The 21,770-nt window shown below is 42.7% G+C and carries 21 protein-coding genes and 1 pseudogene; 18 read left to right on the plus strand and 4 right to left on the minus strand.

What is annotated here, in order from left to right; translation table 11 throughout:
* Nucleotides 1-37: 37 nt before the first annotated feature.
* Nucleotides 38-559, plus strand: coding sequence for a DUF3122 domain-containing protein (locus RRG12_RS19525; protein WP_420760409.1), 522 nt, complete (start codon nt 38-40; stop codon nt 557-559).
* Between the two features lie 77 nt (nt 560-636).
* On the opposite strand, the gene RRG12_RS19530 is transcribed toward RRG12_RS19525, so the two are convergent.
* Genes RRG12_RS19530 through RRG12_RS19540 form a run of 3 tightly spaced genes read right to left on the minus strand, consistent with a single transcriptional unit; the run spans nt 637 to nt 4,138 of the window.
* On the minus strand, nt 637-1,329 hold the full coding sequence (locus RRG12_RS19530) for an ABC transporter ATP-binding protein (protein WP_420760410.1): 693 nt from the start codon (nt 1,327-1,329) through the stop codon (nt 637-639).
* Between the two features lie 5 nt (nt 1,330-1,334).
* Nucleotides 1,335-2,630, minus strand: coding sequence for an ABC transporter permease (locus RRG12_RS19535; RefSeq protein WP_420760411.1), 1,296 nt, complete (start codon nt 2,628-2,630; stop codon nt 1,335-1,337).
* Nucleotides 2,631-2,644: 14 nt separating this feature from the next.
* The gene (locus tag RRG12_RS19540; protein WP_420760412.1) at nt 2,645-4,138 is read right to left on the minus strand and encodes an efflux RND transporter periplasmic adaptor subunit; all 1,494 of its coding nucleotides are present in this window, start codon (nt 4,136-4,138) and stop codon (nt 2,645-2,647) included.
* A gap of 911 nt (nt 4,139-5,049) precedes the next feature.
* On the opposite strand from RRG12_RS19540, the gene RRG12_RS19545 reads away from it, so the two are divergent.
* From RRG12_RS19545 to RRG12_RS19625, 17 genes and pseudogenes are all read left to right on the plus strand, one after another.
* Nucleotides 5,050-5,475, plus strand: coding sequence for a hypothetical protein (locus tag RRG12_RS19545; RefSeq protein ID WP_420760413.1), 426 nt, complete (start codon nt 5,050-5,052; stop codon nt 5,473-5,475).
* A 496-nt stretch (nt 5,476-5,971) separates the two neighbouring features.
* Nucleotides 5,972-8,707: pseudogene (locus RRG12_RS19550) on the plus strand (hypothetical protein); the annotation flags it as partial.
* A gap of 297 nt (nt 8,708-9,004) precedes the next feature.
* The gene (locus RRG12_RS19555) at nt 9,005-9,358 is read left to right on the plus strand and encodes a DUF5335 family protein (RefSeq protein WP_420760414.1); all 354 of its coding nucleotides are present in this window, start codon (nt 9,005-9,007) and stop codon (nt 9,356-9,358) included.
* Between the two features lie 62 nt (nt 9,359-9,420).
* Nucleotides 9,421-9,606 carry an SDR family NAD(P)-dependent oxidoreductase gene (locus tag RRG12_RS19560; protein WP_420760415.1) on the plus strand — a complete coding sequence of 62 codons (186 nt, stop codon included), beginning with the start codon at nt 9,421-9,423 and terminating at the stop codon, nt 9,604-9,606.
* Entirely contained in the window at nt 9,603-10,772 is a 1,170-nt protein-coding gene (locus RRG12_RS19565) for an FAD-dependent oxidoreductase (protein ID WP_420760416.1), read from the plus strand. The genes RRG12_RS19560 and RRG12_RS19565 overlap by 4 nt, the downstream gene beginning before the upstream one ends.
* 39 nt (nt 10,773-10,811) lie before the next feature.
* Entirely contained in the window at nt 10,812-11,366 is a 555-nt protein-coding gene (locus tag RRG12_RS19570) for an HdeD family acid-resistance protein (RefSeq protein WP_420760417.1), read from the plus strand.
* 79 nt (nt 11,367-11,445) lie between these two features.
* Entirely contained in the window at nt 11,446-13,041 is a 1,596-nt protein-coding gene (locus tag RRG12_RS19575) for a pyruvate kinase (protein WP_420760418.1), read from the plus strand.
* A gap of 54 nt (nt 13,042-13,095) precedes the next feature.
* The gene (locus RRG12_RS19580; RefSeq protein WP_420760419.1) at nt 13,096-13,410 is read left to right on the plus strand and encodes a hypothetical protein; all 315 of its coding nucleotides are present in this window, start codon (nt 13,096-13,098) and stop codon (nt 13,408-13,410) included.
* A gap of 4 nt (nt 13,411-13,414) precedes the next feature.
* On the plus strand, nt 13,415-14,527 hold the full coding sequence (locus RRG12_RS19585; RefSeq protein ID WP_420760420.1) for a ferrochelatase: 1,113 nt from the start codon (nt 13,415-13,417) through the stop codon (nt 14,525-14,527).
* A gap of 281 nt (nt 14,528-14,808) precedes the next feature.
* Entirely contained in the window at nt 14,809-15,924 is a 1,116-nt protein-coding gene (locus RRG12_RS19590; RefSeq protein WP_420760421.1) for an Acg family FMN-binding oxidoreductase, read from the plus strand.
* 92 nt (nt 15,925-16,016) lie between these two features.
* Entirely contained in the window at nt 16,017-17,528 is a 1,512-nt protein-coding gene (locus RRG12_RS19595) for a serine hydrolase (protein ID WP_420760422.1), read from the plus strand.
* Nucleotides 17,529-17,539: 11 nt separating this feature from the next.
* Entirely contained in the window at nt 17,540-18,199 is a 660-nt protein-coding gene (locus RRG12_RS19600; RefSeq protein ID WP_420760423.1) for a DUF998 domain-containing protein, read from the plus strand.
* Nucleotides 18,196-18,480 (plus strand): hypothetical protein, encoded by a 285-nt coding sequence (locus RRG12_RS19605; protein ID WP_420760424.1) that lies wholly within the window; start codon nt 18,196-18,198, stop codon nt 18,478-18,480. The genes RRG12_RS19600 and RRG12_RS19605 overlap by 4 nt, the downstream gene beginning before the upstream one ends.
* Nucleotides 18,461-19,021, plus strand: coding sequence for a type II CAAX prenyl endopeptidase Rce1 family protein (locus RRG12_RS19610; protein WP_420760425.1), 561 nt, complete (start codon nt 18,461-18,463; stop codon nt 19,019-19,021). Before RRG12_RS19605 ends, RRG12_RS19610 begins: the two co-directional genes overlap by 20 nt.
* 167 nt (nt 19,022-19,188) lie before the next feature.
* Nucleotides 19,189-20,061, plus strand: a complete 873-nt coding sequence (locus tag RRG12_RS19615; protein ID WP_420760426.1) for a hypothetical protein — start codon at nt 19,189-19,191, stop codon at nt 20,059-20,061.
* A gap of 57 nt (nt 20,062-20,118) precedes the next feature.
* A complete protein-coding gene (locus tag RRG12_RS19620) occupies nt 20,119-20,697 on the plus strand; it encodes a PspC domain-containing protein (protein ID WP_420760427.1) in 579 nt (192 codons plus the stop codon).
* On the plus strand, nt 20,694-21,341 hold the full coding sequence (locus RRG12_RS19625; protein ID WP_420760428.1) for a hypothetical protein: 648 nt from the start codon (nt 20,694-20,696) through the stop codon (nt 21,339-21,341). The genes RRG12_RS19620 and RRG12_RS19625 overlap by 4 nt, the downstream gene beginning before the upstream one ends.
* 117 nt (nt 21,342-21,458) lie before the next feature.
* Here the strand turns inward: RRG12_RS19625 and RRG12_RS19630 are convergent, their stop codons facing one another.
* Complete coding sequence (locus RRG12_RS19630) at nt 21,459-21,632, minus strand: hypothetical protein (protein ID WP_420760429.1); 174 nt, start codon at nt 21,630-21,632, stop codon at nt 21,459-21,461.
* Nucleotides 21,633-21,770 lie beyond the last annotated feature (138 nt).

Raw genomic sequence — 21,770 nt, forward strand, 5'->3', positions numbered from 1 at the left:
TCCGTTCCCGAATTTTAACTTGGTGAGGACTTTTGTCATGAAATCTATCTGCTTCAACGGTTTTAAAATTCGCCGCCTGCTGGCTGCTTTAATCTGCGTTTCACTGCTTGTCTGGAGTCCATTACCCGCTTTTGCTGCTGTAGCGCAAATTGAAGAATCTCCAGGGCAAATGCTCTACCAATCTCGGCAAAACCTGCGAGATCAGACTGGAAAATCCTGGCAGGCGATCGCCTTCAAGCGCATCCATCCCGATGGTAGTGCTATTATCTCCCTGCGACTAGTGGGCTTTCCTGGTGCGATGGAATTAGATCACACTCAACCTCTCACGCTGACAACATCTTTGGGACAAACTCTGATCGCCAAGGATGTTTCTAGCGAAATTTCTCAGGACACACCACCCCTAGCAAATGTTGGAGAATATGACATTCAGGCTATCCTACCGCAGTTGCGGTCAGAAATTCCTCTTGAGTTAACTTTGCCGATGGTAACTGGTTCAGGGATCAAGTTACAAATCCCATCCACAGCGATCCAAGAGTGGCAAACAATTTCTGTTCGTTGACAACTGTTACAAATGCTTCGTGTGTAACAGTTAGTCAAAACCAAAGTCTACTCGCTGTTGCCTCAATGTTCCAAGCTTTAACCCAAAGCCGCAATCGCTCTCTCAACAATCACCCCATCCTGCATCTGAATTACCCGCTTTGTCTGAGCTGCTACGGTTGCATCATGGGTGACAATCGCGATCGTAGTTCCTTGTTGATTTAATTCCGTCAGCAAATTCATAATTTCGTGAGAAGTTTTAGAATCTAAAGCCCCCGTTGGTTCATCCGCCAACACTAAGGCAGGATGATTCACCAGTGCGCGAGCAATCGCCACTCGCTGTTGCTGTCCTCCTGAAAGTTGGCTAGGGCGGTTTGTTAAGCGATCGCCCAACCCAATCTTTTCTAGGGCTACAGTCGCGGATTGTATTCGTTCTGATCGGGATACATCTGCATAAATCATCGGTAGCATGACATTTTCTAGTGCCGTCAACCGAGGCAACAAATTGAATTGTTGAAACACGAAACCAATATATTGATTGCGGATATCTGCAAGTTCATCGTCATCCAGAGTCGTCAAATCTCTACCGTCTAAGATATATTGTCCACTCGTAGGATGATCCAGACATCCGATGATGTTCATCAGTGTTGATTTCCCTGAACCCGAAGCCCCCATAATCGCCACATATTCCCCATCTTCAATCGATAAATCAATTTCCTTCAGAACGGGGACATCCAATTCTCCCAAGTGATAGGTTTTCGTGATGCCCTCCATTAAAATCATGTTTGCCATAGTGATTACTCATTGTGTAGTGCTGAAATCGGATCTAATTTGGCAGCATTACGCGCTGGGATGCCACCTGCTAGAATGCCAACGATGAAAGAAAGGCTAAACCCTGCCCCAATTGACCACAAAGGCACAATAAACGGAAATTTGAACGCAGTTGCAGCAGCAAAGGCGAACCCAATGCCCAATCCCACGCCAATCACACCGCCAACTGTGGAGATGACGATCGCTTCAGTCAAAAACTGCCTTAAAATATCTGTGCCGGTTGCACCTACAGCTTTGCGAATGCCGATTTCTCGCGTTCGTTCCATCACCGAAACTAACATGATGTTGGCAATTCCAATGCCGCCGACAATCAGAGAAATACCTGCGATCGCACCCACCATCAAGGTAAATGAACCCATCACGCTGCTGAAAGTGCTGATAATATCAACTAGATTGGTAATCCGAAAATCATCGACGGCTGACGGATGAATGCCATGCCGTAGACGCAGAATATTTGTCACCTGAAATTGAGCCGAGTTCAGTTGATCGCCATCAAGCGCTTCTAACCAGAATCCATTAATTGCGACACCCGTTAAGGCGTTATTACCCACAATTTGGGCAGACATATTGGTTAAGGGGATATAAATCACATCGTCAAGATCCTGTCCACCCGCCGTTCCCTTGGATTCTGCTACCCCTACCACGGTGTAGCGCTTGCCCCGAATCCGTAAATCAGCCCCAATCACGGATTCATTTGTGTTAAATAATTCATCGCGCACAGTGGAACCAAGAAATGCCACAGGGCGGCCAGCATCCAAATCTCCTTGACTAAAAAAGAGTCCCGTTTGGGGATGAATGTTTTTGATAGTTGGGTAGTTCAAATCCGTTCCTACAAGGGTGGTGGCAATATTAGTATTGCCTCTGACGATCTGAATTGAATTGCGTTGTAAGAATGCCGAAACCGATTTAGCGGCTGGAACTTGTTTAGCGATCGCCTTAGCATCTTCCCACGTCAGTGTACTGGCTGAACCTGCTCCTAGACTGATGCCGCCTGTTCTGGCTGCCCCCGCCGTGACTACCATCACGTTTGTTCCCAAGGCTTGGATTTGTAACTCCGTTGACTTCTGCACACCCTGTCCAACGGCGGTAATCGTAATTACCGAGGAGATGCCAATAATCACCCCCAACATGGTCAAACCTGTCCGTAGTTTGTTGCCCAAAAGCGTTTCGACTGACATGATCAGGACTTCACCGAAAGAGATTTTGCCCTTTCGTGGACGGCGTGGACGATTCGTTGTTTGTAAATTAGAACGTTTTTTCATTATGAGAAAAAGACTTATCTGCCATTAGGTGTAGAAACCTTACGAGTTCCAGGTGGAAAGCTGAGTAAGACGTGTTCGTTTCCAGTTAAGCCAGACTTTACCTCGGTTTTGTCATTCACCGTTGTCCCAACTACAATCGGCACGAAGACTGAATCGCCTTTGTCCTTGGCCACAAATACGCCCTGAGAATTATTTTGTTGAACGATCGCCCCAGTCGGCACCACCAGCACATTTTTTAACTCTCCGGCTTTAAAGTCCACAGTTACATTCATCCCCGATCGCAGCAGATGTTGAGGATCTGGGACTGATGTCTTCACTTGAAAGCTAGTCACGTTTTGCACAACATCTGACTGCGTGGCAATTTGCGTTACCTGTCCAGTAAAAGTTTTCCCAGGATAAGCATCTGCCTGAATCGTCGCAACTAGACCGATGCGAATTTGGGCAATGTTCGCTTCTGCAACCTGGGCAACAATCTGATTCGTGGATGCAAGAGCCAAGATGGAAGACGATGAAGCAGAAGAAACCGAACTACCTGCGGTGGTAGGCGTGACAAATGAGCCAGGATCGGCAAATTTCCGGGCGACAATCCCACTAAAGGGGGCGCGGATTACCATATCATTGATATTTGTCTGGATAATTTGCACTGCTCCTTCAGCCGCCGCGACTTGGGCGCGGGCTTGCTGAATGTCTTCCGGTCGTGATCCTGCTTGAGAGAGTGATAGAGCCTCCTGTTTCTGTTTGAGGAGTGCCTCGGCTTGAGTAATCTCTTCTGGCCGAGTTCCCGATCGCATCAATGAAGCAGCTGCTTGTGTTTGGTTAACTTGAGTCTGGGCGCGATCGCGGCTAGTACGGAAGGTATTCAGACTTTGGAGAGCGATCGCACCTGAGTTATAAAGTTCTTGATTTCTTTTAAGATCATCGTTAGCTTGACGCAGGGCATATTGAGCATCCCTTAACTGTGCTTGGGCTTGGGCAACTTCTTGGAGTCGATTTCCATTGAGTAATTTTTGGAGATTTGCGTCTTGTTCAGCCAGTTGTGCCTTTGCTGTGGCGATATCTTGAGTTCGATTCCCATTCAGTAATTTTTGCACATTTGCCTCAGCCGCAGCGAGATTTCCCTGAGCCTGCCGTAATTGCCCCTGAAGATTCGAGGCATCCATGTAAGCAAGTACCTGTCCAAGTTGTACAGAATCGCCTTCTTTAACTAGCAATTTTTTCAGAATCCCTGACGTTTTGGGACTCACATTTACTGAACGTTCAGGTTCAACAGTCCCATTGGCAGAAACTGTGATGGGCAGATTGCTCCGCTTGACTAAAGCCGTTTGCACCTTATTCTTTGCTTGTTGTTGAGGCACCACAACAAGTTGGTTATAAGCAAGATAGCTAATATTAATTATGGGTATCAATATCAGTAAAGCAAGTAGCCATTTATTTGCTTTTAGCTTACTCAGTCCATTTGGTTTTAGTTCTTTAGGCTTTAGTTCCTTCGGTTTTAGGGCAATGGTCATATGTAATACCTCTAATTTCAGAATGCAATAATTGATTAAGGTGTATAAAAACTGTCTATATGATTTGAAGATTTTGGAAAATTATCAGAAAGAATTCAGGTGTCAGGTGGTCACTGAGCGTAGTCGTACCACTTCCCTACGGGACGCTACGCGAACGTGGAAGCAAGCTACGCGTAGCGTCTCCGACAGGAGAAGTGAACCAGAATGGACTACGCCCCGCTGCGCTAACAGAATTGAATTATGTTTGATTATGCATTTTGCATTTTCCTTCAAGATTTCCTCTATTTTTATTAGTAATTAGAGATTTATTAAATAGAGGACTCTTAAATTATGACAAACTGATGTTTGATTTATAGGGTTATTTGGTTGATTACAAAAATCTCACCTTTTCATCTTGGTTATTGATAACGATCAAGGAATTACTATAGAAAAATTCAAAAATACGGTAGCATTCGCTCACCAGAGTCTATACGCATTAATTTATCAGCTTTAGTTGGGGCATTTTTGCGAAATAGATAAGTATATATTTACCAAAAAGCCTGATTTGAATTACTATTCCTCAAGGAGTATACTTACACTCGCTTGTGAAAAAAAATCAGTTAGAATACGTTCTGAGCGTAGTTTAAGATGGTGGCAATAATAGTACAATATCATTGTCTGAACCTAGTACTGAAAGTCTTGCTAAAAGCAGTAAAAAAGAATCAATTGTAATAGAAAATAGCTATTGAAAAGGGGTTATATAGTGTATGAATTGTATGAATTCCACTAAAACGTTCCAAAGGTAGAGGTTATGTTGGTTAAAATTTGTAAACATTAAACGTGCGGCTAAATAAACTCAAACTGAGATTCAATCTTAACTTGATAATAATATAGCCAAGATTTCCGAAATTCAACATACTAGAGCAATTATCATGAGTACTGCACTTGATAACTTCACCAAAAATATTCATGACAATTTAGAAGCGGTTGAAGAACGGGTAAAATCGCTGAGAGAAAGTATTCAATCTGCGCCGAAAAAAACTCAAACTGAGATTGAATCTCAAATTGATGAAGCGAAGACAAAGCTGGATGCTAAGAAAAAAGAATTCGATGATTATCGAGCAAAGCTCAAAACTCAATTCGAGGAAAAAGAATCTGAAGTGAAGTCCCATGTTGAGGAATGGAAAACGGGTCGCAAAGTAAAGAAACTCGAACATCGGGCAGATAAAGCTGAAAACCATGCAGCTACGGCGACCTTCCTAGCGATCGCCACCATTGAAGAGGCTGAAAAAGCAACCTTGGAAGCGATCGCCGCCAGACTAGATGCCGAAGCTGCTGCGGTAACTACAAAGAAATAATCCGTAATTCGTAATTAAAGACTGTTTCAGACCCCAAACAAGACTCCGGCTGCTTTTATAAGCATTAGAGACAAACCCTTTTTAATTATGAATTATGAATTAGCTTGACATATATAAAGGAGCGAAATTCATGACATATACATATACGGTTGTTGCTAATTTCCCCTCCCATCCATAAGCAGAAAGGGTTGTATTGGAGCTGCAAAAAGAAGGCTTCGATATGCAAAAGCTCTCGATTATTGGTAAAGACAACCAAACCGAATGGCACTAAGAAAAGCCCAAAGGCTTGTGTCGTTTTGTTCCCAGCCTCCAAGGTGGGAACAAGTCAGAGCAAGGGCTATATCTTTTCTTCGTGCCATTTATTCATAACCCTTTAAAGTGACATGAAATAACGTCGAAACGTCAACATTTGGCGAATTTTTGGGCGCTCAAACAGCGCTAACTGCAACTTGAGAAATTAATTTACTCGAAAAATCGATTTACGTAGGAAAAAGTCATGGCAAATATCATTGGAATCAGCGGGAACGATACTCTATTCGGCAGTGACGAGGCAGATACGATTAAAGGTAATGACGATACATTCTCATATCAGGACAACGATCTTCTGACTGGTGGCGGTGGTAAGGATAAATTTGTCATAGGCTATGGGAGTTTTACTAACACCGATACTATTACTGATTTCGGTGGCGTGGGTAAGGGCATAACTCCCTCAGAGGCAGTCATTGCCGAAGTGGATACCATCCAATTCCAAGGCTCTAGTTTTACTGCCAAAAATCTGCTGCTTACTCAGAACGGCAGCAATCTGGAAATCGCCTTTGAAGGGGAGGCTAGTACAAAAGTCATCCTTCAAAACTTCAAATTAGAAAACCTGGATAATCTGCCAGCAATTTCTTCACGGTCTGCGATTGGTAATATCCTGTTTAATGGACAAACCAACATCACCGACAGTTTTGATGTGTTTGATGCCAACTCCACTCAAACTAACTTGTTCAACAAGAACACAGTAACATTCCTCAATGACCTCAACAACAACATTACAGGTTTCGATAACTCGAATGATGTGGTGAATGGTCAGGCAGGTAATGACAAAATCAATGGCTTGAGTGGTAACGACCTGCTGCGCGGTGGTACGGGCAATGATACTCTCATTGGTGGTGAAGGGAATGACTCCCTCAACGGTGGTGAAGGGGATGACTCACTTAAGGGTGGTACTGGTAATGACTCCCTCAATGGTGGTACTGGTAACGACCTGTTGAGGGGTGGTGCGGGCAATGATAACCTTTTTGGTGGTAGCGAAAATGACTCCCTCAATGGTGGTACTGGTGACGATAGCTTGATTATTGGTTATTCAAATCTTGATTTTTTAGAAGGTGATCAGCTGCTGTCTGGGGATGATGGTAACGATACTCTATCTGCCTCAGTCTCTTTTGATCGCGGCGGTCAGCCGGAGTATTATTCCTCTGGTAACAACACCCTTAACGGCGGCGCTGGTGACGATTACTTGATTGTTAACTTTTCAAAAGGCAATAACCTGCTGAATGGTGGTGACGGCAACGATACGTTCTCCAAGAACTACAGTGGCAATGCTACGATAGATGGAGGCAAAGGTAACGATTTATTGTCCTATGACACCAGATATTCTTTCTACCGTGTTACCGGGGGAATCACTTCGACTTTTAATCCTACTACTAACATTGGCTCAATTAAGCTAGGCACGAACTGGGTTAGCTACAAAAATATCGAACGATTAGAGATCACAGGTACATCCTACGATGACTTGATTGTGGGGGGCAATGGAGATGATACTCTCAACGGGGGCTATGGTGGCAATGATACTTTAAGTGGGGGAATAGGTGACGATTTGTTAAGCGTCAATGTCAACTATGATGCCCCGGGAATTTCTTCGACAGACGGGGGAATAGGTGACGATTTGTTAAGCGTCGATTACGGTAGTGCTACCGGAGCAATCACTTCTTCTTTCGATACTACCACTAACATTGGCTCAATTACGGCAGGCACGAGTCGGGTTAGCTACAAGAATATCGAGCGATTAGAAATCATAGGTACAAACTACGATGACTTGATTGTGGGGAACAATGGCAACGATACGCTTGTTCCGGGTCTGAGTGGAAATGATACGGTAGATGGGGGAATAGGTGACGATTTGTTGAGCTTTTCTACCTACGATAATGATGGTCAGGGAATTACTTCAACTTTCGATACTACTACTAATATTGGAACAATTACCGCAGGCACGAGACTGATTAACTACAAGGATATCGAGCGATTATATATCTCAGGTACAAGGTACGATGACAATATTGTGGGGAGCAATGGCAACGATAGGATCTCTACGTTCAATGGCGGGAATGATACGATAGATGGGGGCGCTGGTGACGATTTGTTGTCCTATGGCGTCAGTAGTTACCAGGCAATCACTTCAACTTTCGATGCTACCACTAATACTGGCTTAATTACTGTGGGCGGGGATCGAGTTAGCTACAAGAATATTGAACGATTAAATATTTCAAGTACAGAATACGATGACAATATTGTGGGGAGCAATGGCAACGATAGCATAATAGGAAACTATACTTACAGTCGCGGGTATGCACCTTCGGGTGAGGCTATTAGTGGCAATGATACGATAGATGGGGGCAAAGGTGACGATTTGTTGATCGTCCATGACAGGGATGGTAGCGAGGGAATTACTTCAACTTTCAATACTACCACTAACGAAGGATCAATTACGGCAGGGACAAATGGGGTTATCTACAAGAATATCGAGCGATTATATATCATCGGTACATTTTACGATGACTTGATTGTGGGGGGCAATGGGGATGATACTCTCAACGGTGGTGGTGGCAATGATACCCTCATAGGTGGCAACGGTAATGATAGCCTAATTGGAGAATCTGGTACTGATACCTTTACTTTCAATAGTTTAAATGAAGGCATTGATAGAGTTTATGACTTTGACACTACTAATGAACTGATTCGGGTAGATAATTTTGCTTTTGGTGGTGGGTTATCAATAGGTTCACTCTCATCTGATAAGTTTACCATCGGCACATCTGCAACTGCGATCGCTCAACGATTCATTTATGATAATTCTACAGGTGGGCTGTACTTTGACCAAGATGGCAGTGACACTGGGTTTGCTCAGGTACAATTTGCTCAACTATCAACTGGATTGTCACTAACCAACAACAATTTTGTGGTTGTTTAATTAGGGTTAGCGCTCTATCACTCTAAGCAGAGAGAATAGAAAATGGTCGGATTGCAAGGTGTGTGAAATAGCAACTTAGATCCGATTCATCAATGCAATTATAGCGATCGCCCCGGTAGAAGTGAAGCACGGGTTCGTAAACGCCGCCCGAAAGCTTACCCCTTAATGACCAAAGCCCGGCATGAATTACGTAAGCAGTTGCAAAGCGCTTAATTGATAACCGTTTCCGGTTTTCTTAGTGCCATTCGGTTCTGGATAACGCATATTTAATTTCTGAAGATATTTAAAGGAATCATCATGGTAAGTAAAATTGACATCAAAAAATCTGTGCCGCGTGAGCGATGGGGTGAATTTTTTGATCTGTTTTCAAGTGGTAATCGTGGACGGTATATTTCAATCGAAATTATCGATTCAGAACTCGATAATGCAGAACTGATTAATAACGCACCTTTGATGGCAATGGTTTATGATCGCCCCGGCAAGGGAGATGATTTGGTAATTGAAGTAGGTAGAGATGAAGTGACTTATGCTCACACAATCGATTCACCAACTGAAGTTTTAACGGGACAGAACTCAAACGGTGTGATGATAGCCGTTCGGATTAGTGACGCTGCCGGGACAAAAACGTTGATCCAGCTACAAGCTAGTTGATATGGTTGCATAATGCTGAGTTTAAAACAGCACTCAATATTTCATAACCCAGATTAATCAATATGTCTCTTATTCAAAACAAAGTGGTCATCATCACCGGAGCCAGCAGTGGTTTAGGTGAGGCGACTGCGAAGCGACTTGCTGCTAGTGGAGCCAAACTGATGCTGACCGCCCGCCGCGAAGATCGGCTCAAAGATTTGGTTGCAGCGATTCTGCAAGGCGGACGCTTCGCAATCGCTAAATCATGAGAATTGCTATCGTTGGGGGGGGAGCCAGTGGCATGGTGACAGCTTACCTGCTCGATAAACAAGGGCATCATGTCACTGTGTTTGAGCGGCAACCTACTTTAGGTGGACATATTCGGACACTGAACAAGAACGTTCAACCGAATCAAGCCGATTGTCAGGAAATTTTGGAAAACGGAGTACTCGAATTTCCGACTGTGTTTCACAACTTCATCGCCCTCATGGAAGAGTTAGGGGTGGAACTAGAACCTGTAAATATGGGTTCAGCGATGTTTTTCAAAAATGGCAGCCACTTTCTATCAAGAGTCAACCTGCAAGATTTTTATAATCAGCCTTTGTCGCAATACTTGAAACAGCCCTGTATTCATAATACTTGGCTAAAATTGCTAATTATGTATCGCTATTCAATGCCGTTGGAACTGATTGATGATTTTCCGGCAGAATTGGCAATGCCTGTCTTACGCAACGATGTCGCAGTCCATTGGCTCAGGGTTAAAGGCGGTGTGTATTCTTACATTGAAAAAATTCTGGCGCGATTCCAGGGTGAGGTTTTGCTGAATGCAGATATTGACCGGATTTTTAGAACCTCGGATGCTGTGAAAATTGTGCGATCAACAGGTGAAATTCAGGAGTTTGATAAAGTCGTGTTTGCTACGCCACCCGACCAAGTAATGGCGTTGTTAGCAGATCCAACCGATACCGAAATCAAACGGTTTTCTGCCTGGAAAGCCAATTATGCGACTACTTTACTTCATACAGATAGTTCCATATACAACCGCTATGGCATTAAACAACCCTCAGAATTTGATTTCTTTCAGGCAAAAAGCCGATGGGGTTATAACAGTTGCCTGAATCAAATTTGTAACATCTCATCGCCACCAAATTATTTTCTCTCGTTCCAACTAGAGGAGTTGATTGCTAGCGATCGCATTATTCACATTCAAAAACATCACACTCCGTTATATACCACTGAATCTTTTCAATACCGAGATGAAGTAGTTGCCACTAATGGCGAGAACAACACCTACCATGCGGGAGCCTACCTTGGTGATGGGTTGCATGAAGGAGCTATAACTTCTGCTTTTCGAGTTGCTCAACTGGTTGGGTTAAGCCAAGGCTCGATTGATATCACAAATCCTAAATCGATACCACAATTTGTACAACATTGATCCATCAAATTCTTTATATAAATTTAAAAGGAGATGAACATGAGAGTTATTGAGTCTGAAGTTGATGAGCAAGTTGTTAGTTCTGGGTGGACAACCGCGATCGCTATTCTCATGATTGTGTTGGGCATAATAGCGATCGCATTTCCTTTCTTTGCCAGCGTTGCTTCAACCTTACTGTTTGGCTGGATATTCATCTTTGCTGGAATTACTCAAATTGTTTATGCCTTTCAATCAAGAAGTGCAGGTAAAGTTATCGGGAAGCTGATTCTAGGTCTTTTGTATCTCCTATCTGGAATTTTAGTAGTTACAAATCCGTTTGAAGGAGTGCTTGCCCTGACATTGGTATTGGGTATTACCATTTTTGTGCAAGGTGTGATTCAAGTGTCAATGGCATTTCAAATGCGCCGGATTTCATCTAACTGGGGATTAATGCTTGTAAGCGGAATCATCGGCATTATTTTCGGTATTTTCATTTGGTCTAACTTTCCATTTAACGCAGCTTGGCTGATTGGCACTTTCATTGGCATCAATCTTTTGTTCGATGGAGTTTGGATGCTAACTCTGCATTCAGGACAGCGCCGCGCTTTACAGTAGAGAAGCAGATGCTAAACAAAATCATTCTGTCGATAGTTGTCTAAAGCTTTGAACCAAAAAATAATAGGAAAAAACTTTAATGCAGCTTAAAACTTCAAACCCGAATGCTAAGACAGAAAGCAATCAGCATGGTCAAGAAATTCAGCCGTTTGGCACACTTCTGAATCTATCAAGTCCACAGAATTTACTATCGACTCTGCAAGAACTTCGCCAGACTGTTGAAAGCGAAGGACAAGCCACCTTTAACCAGTGGAAATTGCACATTCAGCGGACTGAGTTTCTTTCTAGTGCCTTAAATTTAGCTGAATATCTAGCTTTACGTCGGCATGATCTCCGCTCCCTACAAGCTGCACTAATGCCTTGGGGCTTATCCTCATTAGGAAGGATTGAAGCACGGGTGATGCCCAATCTTGATGCTGTCATTGCCACCTTGGAACTCATTTGTGGCTCTGAGTCTACCCAGCACCTCAACCGTCCACCCATCGAGTTCTTTTTTGAAGGCGATCGCTTACTACAACAGCATACCGAAGAATTGTTTGGTCAGTCTCCATCTCAGCGTCGGGTCAGGATTATGGTAACACTACCCACCGAGGCCGCCACTGACTATGAGATAGTGCGAGAAATTATGCAACGCGGGGCAAATTGTGTGCGAATTAACTGCGCTCACGATACGACTGAAGCTTGGGAGAGCATGATCGATCATATCCGTCGAGGGGAACAGGAAACAGGAACGCCTTGTAAAGTCATGATGGACTTAGCTGGTGTGAAAATACGCACGGGAGCGGTACTTGCACCACTTCATAAAAAACGGGTATTTAAAGGAGATCATATCCTGCTGTCGCGGTGTGAGCCGGAACTCGGAAGTGAAGCAGGTGCATTACCTGTAGACTATTTCCAAACTTGCTGTACGGTTCCTGAAATTCTCGATTTATTAACTGTTGACACCCCTGTATATATAGACGATGGCAAGATTCGGACTCGCGTAGTTGATACCCAGTACTCAGTAGCCAATGGACAACCGGGACTTTTACTACAAGTGACTCATGCAAGCCCCAAAGGAGTTAAACTCAAACCTGAAAAGGGGTTGAATTTCCCAAATACAGTGTTACCTCTTAGTCCACTGACTGAAAAAGATTTATCCGACTTGGATTTTGTTGCCATCCACGCAGATATTATCGGCTACTCTTTTGTACAACGATCTGCCGATATTGAGTTACTCCAACAAGAATTGGACAAGCGCTCTGAGGAACGGCTAACCCGACCGGCGATCGTGGCAAAAATTGAAACCGCGATCGCAGTTTCTAATTTGCCAGAATTAATCGTTTATGCCGCAGGTAAGCAATCATTTGGTGTGATGATTGCCAGAGGCGATTTAGCAGTTGAAATTGGGTACCAGCGTTTAACAGAGATCCAAGAAGAAATTCTCTGGATTTGCGAAGCTGCTCATGTTCCTGTTATTTGGGCAACTCAAGTACTAGAGAGTTTGGTAAAAGATGGCACACCTTCGCGGGGAGAGATGACGGATGCTGCAATGGCTGAACGGGCTGAGTGTGTGATGTTAAATAAAGGGCCGTTTATTGCCGAAGCGATCGCCATTCTAGATGATGTTCTCACACGCATGGAAGCCCATCAATTGAAAAAAACGCCACAGTTGCGGGCGCTTCATTCCTGGTAATTTTTTTAACCTAAACTCATTTTTCATCAACCCGCACATCAAGGGAATTATTTTATGACAACCGCCAAAAATAACAGCCACTATTTTCAAGATATTCGCCATCTTCATCTCATACTTGCGCCAATTGTGTTGTTACCTCTATTGATAACAACCATTACAGGAACAGTTTATCAAATTGTTGATTTGGCAGGCAACAAAGATGCGTTCAAATGGTTATTACATTGGCACAAGGGAGACTTTGGAATAATTAATCTAGAAATCATTTATCCCTTCCTAACTGCTCTCAGTTTGCTCGTATTCCTTTTTACTGGAATTTCTATGTGGCTTCATTTACAACGTACTTCTAAAAAACAACCTACTCAGGCTTAAAACAATGATTATTAGTCATCAATCTCAATCGACCCAACCCGTCGAAAACCAAAATAGCGAACGCGTGGCAGTTTTGCTTGCAGGGTATGGTGAAGTGCAATCTTACCGCGCTCTGAGTGTTTACAACCAAGCTGCAACTAAGTATATTGCATCTCAGTTTGTGCCGATTCCAGAATGGCTATATCCTCTTGCTGGTTGGTTTCTTGCGCTTCAAGATTTGTACAATTTTGGGGTAAAGCACGATCATTTCATATCGCCCGAAAATGAGATTTTTGAAAAACAACGTCTTGGTATCGAGAAACAGTTACAACACCAATGGGGAAATCGGGTGCAAGTGTTCAAAGGATTTTATTTCTGTAAGCCCTTTGTGCAAGAAGTTGTAGCAGATATCATTGAGCAAGGGTTTCAGAATTTGCTGATTTATCCAATGCTTGTAGTCGATTCTGCATTCACGGGCAAAATAGCTGTCGAGCAAGTCAATGAAGTTATTGCTGCAAGTGCATCCGTAAATGAGCCTCAACATTCCCCATTCAAAGCAATTCGATATATTCCAGCCTTTGCTACTGAGCCTGCCTACATTGATTTGATGGTGCGTCGGATTAAGGAAACTCTGAATCAGCTATTTGTTGGCCGCTTTTTTGAGTCTCAGATTGGCATTGTATTAACGGTTCACGGTGGCCCAGAAAAAGCGCAAGGACTGTTAACCGGGGTGATTGATGGACAAGCTCTTTACGATCGCGTCCAAGCACAGTTACAGCATCAATATCCCCTAGTTTCCATCGGTTGGGTGAATCATGACACACCTTTCATTAATTGGTCACAACCCGATCTGAAACAAGCCGCGAAAAGCTTGATTACAGCAGGTGCCCAAACTATTCTATTTAAACCCATCGGCTGGGTGACAGATAATTATGAAACTATTCTCGATGTCGAAGATGCGATTCAATCTTTGCAGCGTCAATATCCAACGGTGACTTATACACGACTCGATTGTGTCAATGACGATCCTGATTTTCTGAAAATAGCGGCAGAATGGGCAAATCCTCACATTGAAGCAATGCTGACAGTGCCGCAACACCACGAGCATATTCAAACTAGAAGACTTGATTTTGACTGAACTTTGAAATAGGTTAAAAACCACAGTGCGGGATTTATCGAAACAGAATTCAGGAGTCAGGAGCCAGAATGGGCTAAACGCCCCGCTACCGCTAACAGAATGAATTTTGTGCGACTGGCGGATCTGAATCCCCCACTGATAGCGAGTCTTCTCCCAAGGGGAGACCCCAAAGGCGAACGAGTGTCGCGTCTTGATTCTGACTCCTGAATTCTGACTTCTGAATTCTTCTTAAATTTTTCATAATTCAAATTAGTTGCTCTTTACCCTCAATTACGAGCGTTATGAACAGGAAAAATTTTATCAGTATTGTAGGAGGAACAATAATTGCAACTGTGACAACATCTTATTTGTTGAGTGATAAAAGGAATCTTTTAAGGACGGATATAAAACCAGCAAACGATAACAAAGAAACTCTCAAACCGGATGAAAAAGAAATTCTGTTTCTCGCCTCCCTCGCGCCGAGTGGACACAATACACAGCCGTGGTTTGTTCAATATCTCGAACCTTATCACTGGATTATCTGCAACGATAAAAGTAAATGGCTACCTGCCGTTGACCCAACTCAGAGAGAAACGATTTTATCAATCGGTACTTTTATTCAAAATATTGAATATGCCGCTAGTTCTTTTGGCTACGGCTGCCATTGGAATTTGCTAGCTAAGACTAATCAGGACGAACGGGTGATGGAAGTAAAATTGAAAAAAAAAGAGTTAAAAAATGCTTTTGATATCGCAAAAATAAAAAATCGCCGCACTGTTCGTTCCGATTTTTTAAGTAATGTGCTGAAACCAGAAGATATCAAATATCTTCTCAATTCAGAATCGGAATTTATTCATTATCTACCTGTCACCAGTAAAGAAAGTCAATTTATAAACGAACAAACTATCGTTGCTAACCGCCTTCAATGCGATCGCAACCCAGCGCAGCAAGAGTTAGCCGACTGGATCAGATTCTCCACTAAGGATGCTGAGAAATATCGTGACGGGCTGACAACGGCAAGCATGGAAATAGAAGGATTTTCTGGCTGGGTGGTGCGGAACTTTTACAGCAAAGATAATGTGATGAAAAAGGATTTCAAAGAGACAGGGCTTGATAAAATTAAACAGGAAGTGTCGGAATCGGCAGGTTGGATTCTCATTACCAGTAAAGACAATTCGGTGGCGACACTGCTGGAAACTGGCAGAAGAATGCAAAGACTTTTCCTGAAAGTGCGGGAAAAGAGTATTGCGATTCATCCGATGACTCAGATATTGGAAGAAGCCTCAACGAGACAAACTCTGAATCAATCAATTGGGATTAGCGAAAATATTCAATTTATCTTGCGATCGGGTTATTTGAAGAGTTATCCGTCGCCAGTTTCACTACGCCGACCTGTTGATTGGTTTCTGCGGAAATGATTGTATGAATTTACAAAATTAGATGGAAAGGGTTTCAATAGAATTCAAAGTTAAACTCTTGATGTTTTAATAAAACTCCGTAATTTGAACTTATGAAAATAAGAATACCAGTATTTATTCTCCTATTTTTATGCACAGCTTTCAGCCTGGGTATTGCCAGTATATTTTCGCCAACCGGATTAGCTAAAAAGCGAATTTATACATCAACCCAAAGTGCAAGGATAGACGAAAGAATTCGGCGCGTCGAGAACGGGTTGCTTCTGCCATTTATTATCAAGGGTGAGCCAAGTGTGGCTATGAAGCTCGTTGACCGAATGCGATTTTATAAAAATCCCGGTGTCAGTGTTGTCGTCATTAATAACGGAAAGATTGAATGGGCAAATGGTTACGGAGTTCAAGAAACAGGCGGGAATAAATCTATAACTCCCGAAACGCTTTTTCAAGCAGCATCAATTAGTAAGCCGATAGTAGCAATGGCAATGTTACGACTCGTCCAAGAGAATAAATTGAATCTTGACGAAGATGTGAATGAAAAACTTGTTTCGTGGAAAGTTCTCGAAAACAATTTTACGAAAGAGCAAAAGGTAACTTTGCGCGGCTTGTTAAGTCACAGTGCCAGTCTGATGGTTTCGGGCTTTCGCGGTTACGCGGTGGATGAAGAAATTCCGACAATTCTGCAAATTTTAGACGGAGTAACGCCAGCTAATTCAATTCCGATAAGGGTTGATGGCACACCGAACAAAGATTTTAGATACGCCGGAGGCGGCTATGTCGTTGTGCAAAAACTGGCGGAAGATGTAACCAAAAAGCCGTTTCGCTCCTTTATGCAGGAAGAGGTTCTTAAAAAACTTAATATGACCCGCAGCACGTATCAGCAGGCGCTTCCGAAAGAACTTTGGGCTTCAGCCGCCGCCGGTCACAAATCCAATGGAGCAAAAATGAAAGGCAATTGGCATACTTATCCTGAAATGGCGGCGGCTGGACTTTGGACAACGCCTTCCGACCTTGCTCGTTTTGCAATTGAAATTCAAAAGTCCAAAAGCGGAAAGTCAAACAGAGTTTTATCTATCGAAATGGTTAATGAAATGCTCACACCGCAAATCGGAGGATGGGGACTTGGACTCGAACTGCGAGGGAAAAATAAATCCGCCCGTTTCGCTCACGGCGGCGGGAACGAAGGTTACAGATGTTTGATGGTTGCCTATACCGATAGTGGACAAGGTGCAGTTGTGATGACGAATTCTGTAAACGGCACTAATTTTACGGAAGAAATAATGCGAAGTATTGCCAAAGAATATGGTTGGTTCGATTATCTTCCGAAAGCAAAAGTTATCGTTTCGGTTGAACCCAAAATATACGACATTTACGCCGGACAATATCAAATTGCCCCAAACTTTATTCTCACTATCACAAACGAAAACGGGAAATTAATGAGTCAAGCGACTGGACAGCCGAACTTTGAGTTGTTCGCCGAATCAGAAACGGAGTTTTTTCTGAAAGCGGTTGAATTGGAAATTAAATTCGTCAAAAACACTCAAGGAAAAGTTACGGGATTAGTGTCGCGGGAACGCGAACGCGATACGCCTGCTCAAAAAATCAAGTGAAACAATCTGTCATGAATAAATTAAAACTTTCTGGTTTATTACTCTTTCTTGCTGGTTCATTTGCCTTAATGGGCATCATCACTGCCGAAGTGCTATATCCATCTGGCTACACAACTTTTCGCAGCGAAATCAGCGATCTTGGTGCAACAAAACCACCTAACAGCTTAATCTATCAACCATCCGCTAGTATTTTTAATATCACCATGCTGTTATCTGGCTTAATGGCTTTGATGGCAACATTTTATCAGCATAGATATTTCAAAAAACTGCTTTTCAGTATTCCACTTAGTCTATTTGGGTTAGGTCTAGTGGGTATTGGATTCTTTTCTGGCGATAAAGTCCCGTATCACGGAATATTCTCTTTGCTCACTTTTATATCGGGTGGAGTATCAGCTATTATGTCCTTTAAAATTGTTTCTGCTCCGTTTAAGTTTATCGGAATTGTCTTTGGAGCTATTTCATTAATAACGTGGTGTGCTGTTGTGTTTGCCCCTAATATTATTGTTCCTTTTATTGGTCTGGGTGGAACAGAAAGATGGCTTGTTTATCCTATTGTGCTATGGATAACAGGCTTGGGCGGTTATCTGATGAACATAACAACAACCAAAAAACTTGGCGGCCATTACATAGAGAAAGATTTTTCAAAAAGTGAAGGAGCGATAAAAATATGAAACAAAAGAAGCGATGCCTTCAGCGAGCTTCGCTAACGCTAAAGCAAATTGGACTTTTTCTACTTTACACTTTTGCCATCACATGGTTGTGCTGGCTAATTATCATCATTGGGAACAGATATTTTAATGCTCTTTGGTATGGTGAGCCTTTATTTTGGATACCGTACTTAATTGGTGTTTTGGGGCCAGCAATTAGTTCTTATATTATTTATCGACAGTTCAAGGAAGATTTTGGTGAAAAATCTTTTGTGAAGTTTGTCTTTGGTAAAAAAAACAGATAAAAAAGTGTGGCTGATATTTGGATTATTTTTAATTTGGCGTTTATTTATGGTTTGGATTGGCTTTGGAATCAATAAGCCTATATCAATTCTTTCTGTAATTATTAATCTACCACTCCTTATTCTTTTAGGTGGATTAGAGGAATTAGGTTGGCGTGGAATTTTGCAGCCTAAATTAGAAAAGGTAGTTAATTATTTGCCTTCTATCCTTATGGTGGGAACTATATGGAGTATATGGCATTTGCCGTTATGGTTTATAAAAGGGACAATTCAAAGTTCATTTCCATTTGGATTATATTTATTTTCAGGAATAATTTTAACTTCTAGTTTTACAACTCTGTATAAATACACAAATAACTTATTTTTCTGTGTATTAAGTCACGCCTGGTTTAATGGATGTATTGGGTTAGCTTTATATATAGGTAATAATGGAGCCATGCAGCTAAACTTGAATTGGAAAGTAATTGTTGTTTTTTCCATCGAGCTAATAGTATCTCTCATTTTAGGAATAGCATATAGTCGGAAGAAATCCCTTCTGTATTAAGCAATACTTTCAAAATACGAAAAATAACTTCATTTAACAATAATTATGGATAACACCAAACCAGAAAACACCATCAAAATTCTTTCTGCTGGTTTTTGCTCTTACTATATTTTTTTCAATGTCATGAGAGATAGTCGATGTTCTTATTGTTCACGAGGATAAAATCTATGAAATGGCAACAATTAATTCTGGTTTTTATAGCCACCATAAGCTTAATATTTGCAGGCAATGCCCTGGCGCAGACTGATATCAATATCAATAACACCAACCTGATTCGCTTTGGTGGAAGCGTAACCGTACCAGAGAATCAAGTTGTCGAAAACGCTTTGGCTTTCGGGGGGAGTGTTACCGTATTGCCTAATGCCAGAGTTTTGGATACTGCGATCGCTTTTGGCGGGGATGTCATACTGAAAAAAGGAGTGCGGGTAGATGGTGATGCTTACTCCTTTGGCGGCAAAATCGTACAGGAACCAGGTGCGATCATTGTTGGCGAACGCGCCACATTTAGCGATAGACATGGCATAATTTCTGGTTCCAATAGAAGTACAGGTAGCTTCTTCTTCACTATTTCTCTCAGTCCCATTTTTAGAATTAGTGCCGCCGTAGTAGCAGCTATTCTCGGACTGATTATTTTGCATACCAATCCACAGTTCCTACCGAATTTGGCTACAAAATTGCGTCAGCACCCCACTTCGGCTGTTCTATGGGGAATGGGGGCGATGGTCGCCATTATCTTTGTCAGTGTGTTTCTGGCGATTACGCTTATTGGTATTCCCCTGATTCCACTGCTAAGTCTGAGTGCGATCGCTACTTCTCTAGTAGGGTCATTAGCCGTGGCACTTTTTGTCGGTCAACGCCTATTTAGTAATGGCAATTGGTCATTACAGCAGCAGTTTTTGGTAGGTTTAGCGATCCTGACAGTTCTGACACTAATTCCATTTTTCGGAGGGTTAGTAATTTTCTTAGTCAATCTCTTCAGCTTGGGTGTCGTCTTGTTGTGGAAATTTGGTAAAGAAAAACCTCAAATAGCTACTGAGTGAGTAGGTTGACATGAATGTTCATCCTACATTTGACCTTATTTAAGTTTAAGAAAATCCATGATTTACTTGCCTTTGATTTCAATCCTGTTCCTTGTTGGACCAGCACTTGCAGCGATCGCCATAACACGATCGCTGACCACCCGTGGACATTTAGTTTTGTTGGGCGTGTGTATCCTCTACGGAATTTTTCCATTCCTGGTCACTTGGGGGGGGATGGGTTTAGCTGAACGCTTTGGTTGTTCAGCGGAAGCAGTTTGCTTTATTTGTCCGTCCTCATCTTGGCTTGGAGGAGTCATTTCGGGGATGTTCATGGCTCACTGGCTGGCGATTTTTGCGATTCCATCAGCTATTTTGGGTGCGATCGGACTCCTGATTTCTTTGATTCTCAAGGTCAAGCGATCGAATGCCAATACTCCCGTCATGCCAAGGACTGTATTTCATCGCAGTCGTCGTAAAGTTTTCGCAGGCGTGTGTTATGCCCTTTCTCAGCTATGGAATTTACCAATCCTGGGTGTTCGGATTGTGACCGTTATTTTAGCGATCGTCATCCCTGGATTTATTTTTCTGTACTTTTGGTGTTGGTTGGCATTCCCAATCGAGCCGCGATCTCAACAACCTGTAGGAGAACAATCATGAGTCTACGCAAAGCTCATCAAAATCCTCACCACCCAAAAACCACCTTTGCGGGACAGTTAGTTTGCCCCCATTGCCAAACGGCTTTTCCCATTACGTGGCGGCGATATTGGTCTGCGCCGTGGGGAAATTACCGATGTCCTGAATGTCGGGAAATATCCCAGGCCACAGCAAATTTCTGGTGGGTATTGCCCCTCACGATCGTCGCCATGATAACGGGTGCAATCCTTGGTGTTGTGTTCGCCGCTTACGTTTTTCATATCGGATGGACGGGGATAGTTTTCCTCTTAATCGGTGGCTTGGCCATTGGTTTACCACTTGATAGATGGATGGATGGGCATTTAAGACGGCTTGAACCAAGGGAGGCAAATTCTGCATCGGTACTTATGAAATATTTCAAAGCAATTTTCTTTTTCCTGATCACATGTTTCAAAGCAATTTTCTTTTTCCTGATCACATATGTCTTAGTTTCGGCATTTTCTGGACTGATCATCTTCGCTATTTTATCTGGCAAATTCATGATCTATGTGGGTTACAGTTCTGATTGGCGCACTTGGATAGGAAATATCTTGGGTATCTTGGCTGGCATCTATGCGGCGGAAGCAGTACTTAATCCAAAACCAAGGAAAAACAAAAATAGAGGGTAAGGAAGCTTTATCATAGGTCACTTTATTCAGTTATCCAAATTGAAAATTGTGCGGACGTTGACGTAGCCTCTCTCTTCGCGGAGCGTTCCCCAGGAAAAGAGAATCGCGCTCAGTTATTTAAATTTCAGTTTGAAGCAAGGGAGGCAAAATAATGAGATCAAAGCTATACAGTTTAGCTGCGTGCTTGGCAGCTTTGAGTATGTTTGCAGGCTGCTCTTTTAACTTCGGTGCGCTTAGAGGCTCTGGGATCGTCAAAACTGAATCCAGAGAAGTTGCTGGATTTTCATCCATCTCCTTTAAATCCGTGGGTAGGGTCAGGGTGCAGCAGACGGGAAAAGAGTCCCTGACTATTAGCGCTGAAGACAACATCCTTCCGCTTTTAGAGAGTCGCGTGAAAGATCGCATCCTGTATCTGGGCATTGTAAATGA

It is taken from the genome of Nostoc sp. CALU 546, from assembly GCF_048836525.1.

Excerpts from the sequence above, each read along its gene's own strand:
- RRG12_RS19585 (WP_420760420.1), top strand. The coding sequence starts at position 13,415 with ATGATTATTAGTCATCAATCTCAATCGACCCAACCCGTCGAAAACCAA.
- RRG12_RS19625 (WP_420760428.1), top strand. The coding sequence starts at position 20,694 with ATGAGTCTACGCAAAGCTCATCAAAATCCTCACCACCCAAAAACCACC.
- RRG12_RS19565 (WP_420760416.1), top strand. The coding sequence starts at position 9,603 with ATGAGAATTGCTATCGTTGGGGGGGGAGCCAGTGGCATGGTGACAGCT.
- RRG12_RS19540 (WP_420760412.1), bottom strand. The coding sequence starts at position 4,138 with ATGACCATTGCCCTAAAACCGAAGGAACTAAAGCCTAAAGAACTAAAA.
- RRG12_RS19545 (WP_420760413.1), top strand. The coding sequence starts at position 5,050 with ATGAGTACTGCACTTGATAACTTCACCAAAAATATTCATGACAATTTA.
- RRG12_RS19570 (WP_420760417.1), top strand. The coding sequence starts at position 10,812 with ATGAGAGTTATTGAGTCTGAAGTTGATGAGCAAGTTGTTAGTTCTGGG.
- RRG12_RS19575 (WP_420760418.1), top strand. The coding sequence starts at position 11,446 with ATGCAGCTTAAAACTTCAAACCCGAATGCTAAGACAGAAAGCAATCAG.
- RRG12_RS19555 (WP_420760414.1), top strand. The coding sequence starts at position 9,005 with ATGGTAAGTAAAATTGACATCAAAAAATCTGTGCCGCGTGAGCGATGG.
- RRG12_RS19605 (WP_420760424.1), top strand. The coding sequence starts at position 18,196 with ATGAAACAAAAGAAGCGATGCCTTCAGCGAGCTTCGCTAACGCTAAAG.
- RRG12_RS19580 (WP_420760419.1), top strand. The coding sequence starts at position 13,096 with ATGACAACCGCCAAAAATAACAGCCACTATTTTCAAGATATTCGCCAT.
- RRG12_RS19615 (WP_420760426.1), top strand. The coding sequence starts at position 19,189 with ATGAAATGGCAACAATTAATTCTGGTTTTTATAGCCACCATAAGCTTA.
- RRG12_RS19600 (WP_420760423.1), top strand. The coding sequence starts at position 17,540 with ATGAATAAATTAAAACTTTCTGGTTTATTACTCTTTCTTGCTGGTTCA.
- RRG12_RS19590 (WP_420760421.1), top strand. The coding sequence starts at position 14,809 with ATGAACAGGAAAAATTTTATCAGTATTGTAGGAGGAACAATAATTGCA.
- RRG12_RS19525 (WP_420760409.1), top strand. The coding sequence starts at position 38 with ATGAAATCTATCTGCTTCAACGGTTTTAAAATTCGCCGCCTGCTGGCT.
- RRG12_RS19530 (WP_420760410.1), bottom strand. The coding sequence starts at position 1,329 with ATGGCAAACATGATTTTAATGGAGGGCATCACGAAAACCTATCACTTG.
- RRG12_RS19620 (WP_420760427.1), top strand. The coding sequence starts at position 20,119 with ATGATTTACTTGCCTTTGATTTCAATCCTGTTCCTTGTTGGACCAGCA.
- RRG12_RS19630 (WP_420760429.1), bottom strand. The coding sequence starts at position 21,632 with ATGGATGAAAATCCAGCAACTTCTCTGGATTCAGTTTTGACGATCCCA.
- RRG12_RS19595 (WP_420760422.1), top strand. The coding sequence starts at position 16,017 with ATGAAAATAAGAATACCAGTATTTATTCTCCTATTTTTATGCACAGCT.
- RRG12_RS19560 (WP_420760415.1), top strand. The coding sequence starts at position 9,421 with ATGTCTCTTATTCAAAACAAAGTGGTCATCATCACCGGAGCCAGCAGT.
- RRG12_RS19535 (WP_420760411.1), bottom strand. The coding sequence starts at position 2,630 with ATGAAAAAACGTTCTAATTTACAAACAACGAATCGTCCACGCCGTCCA.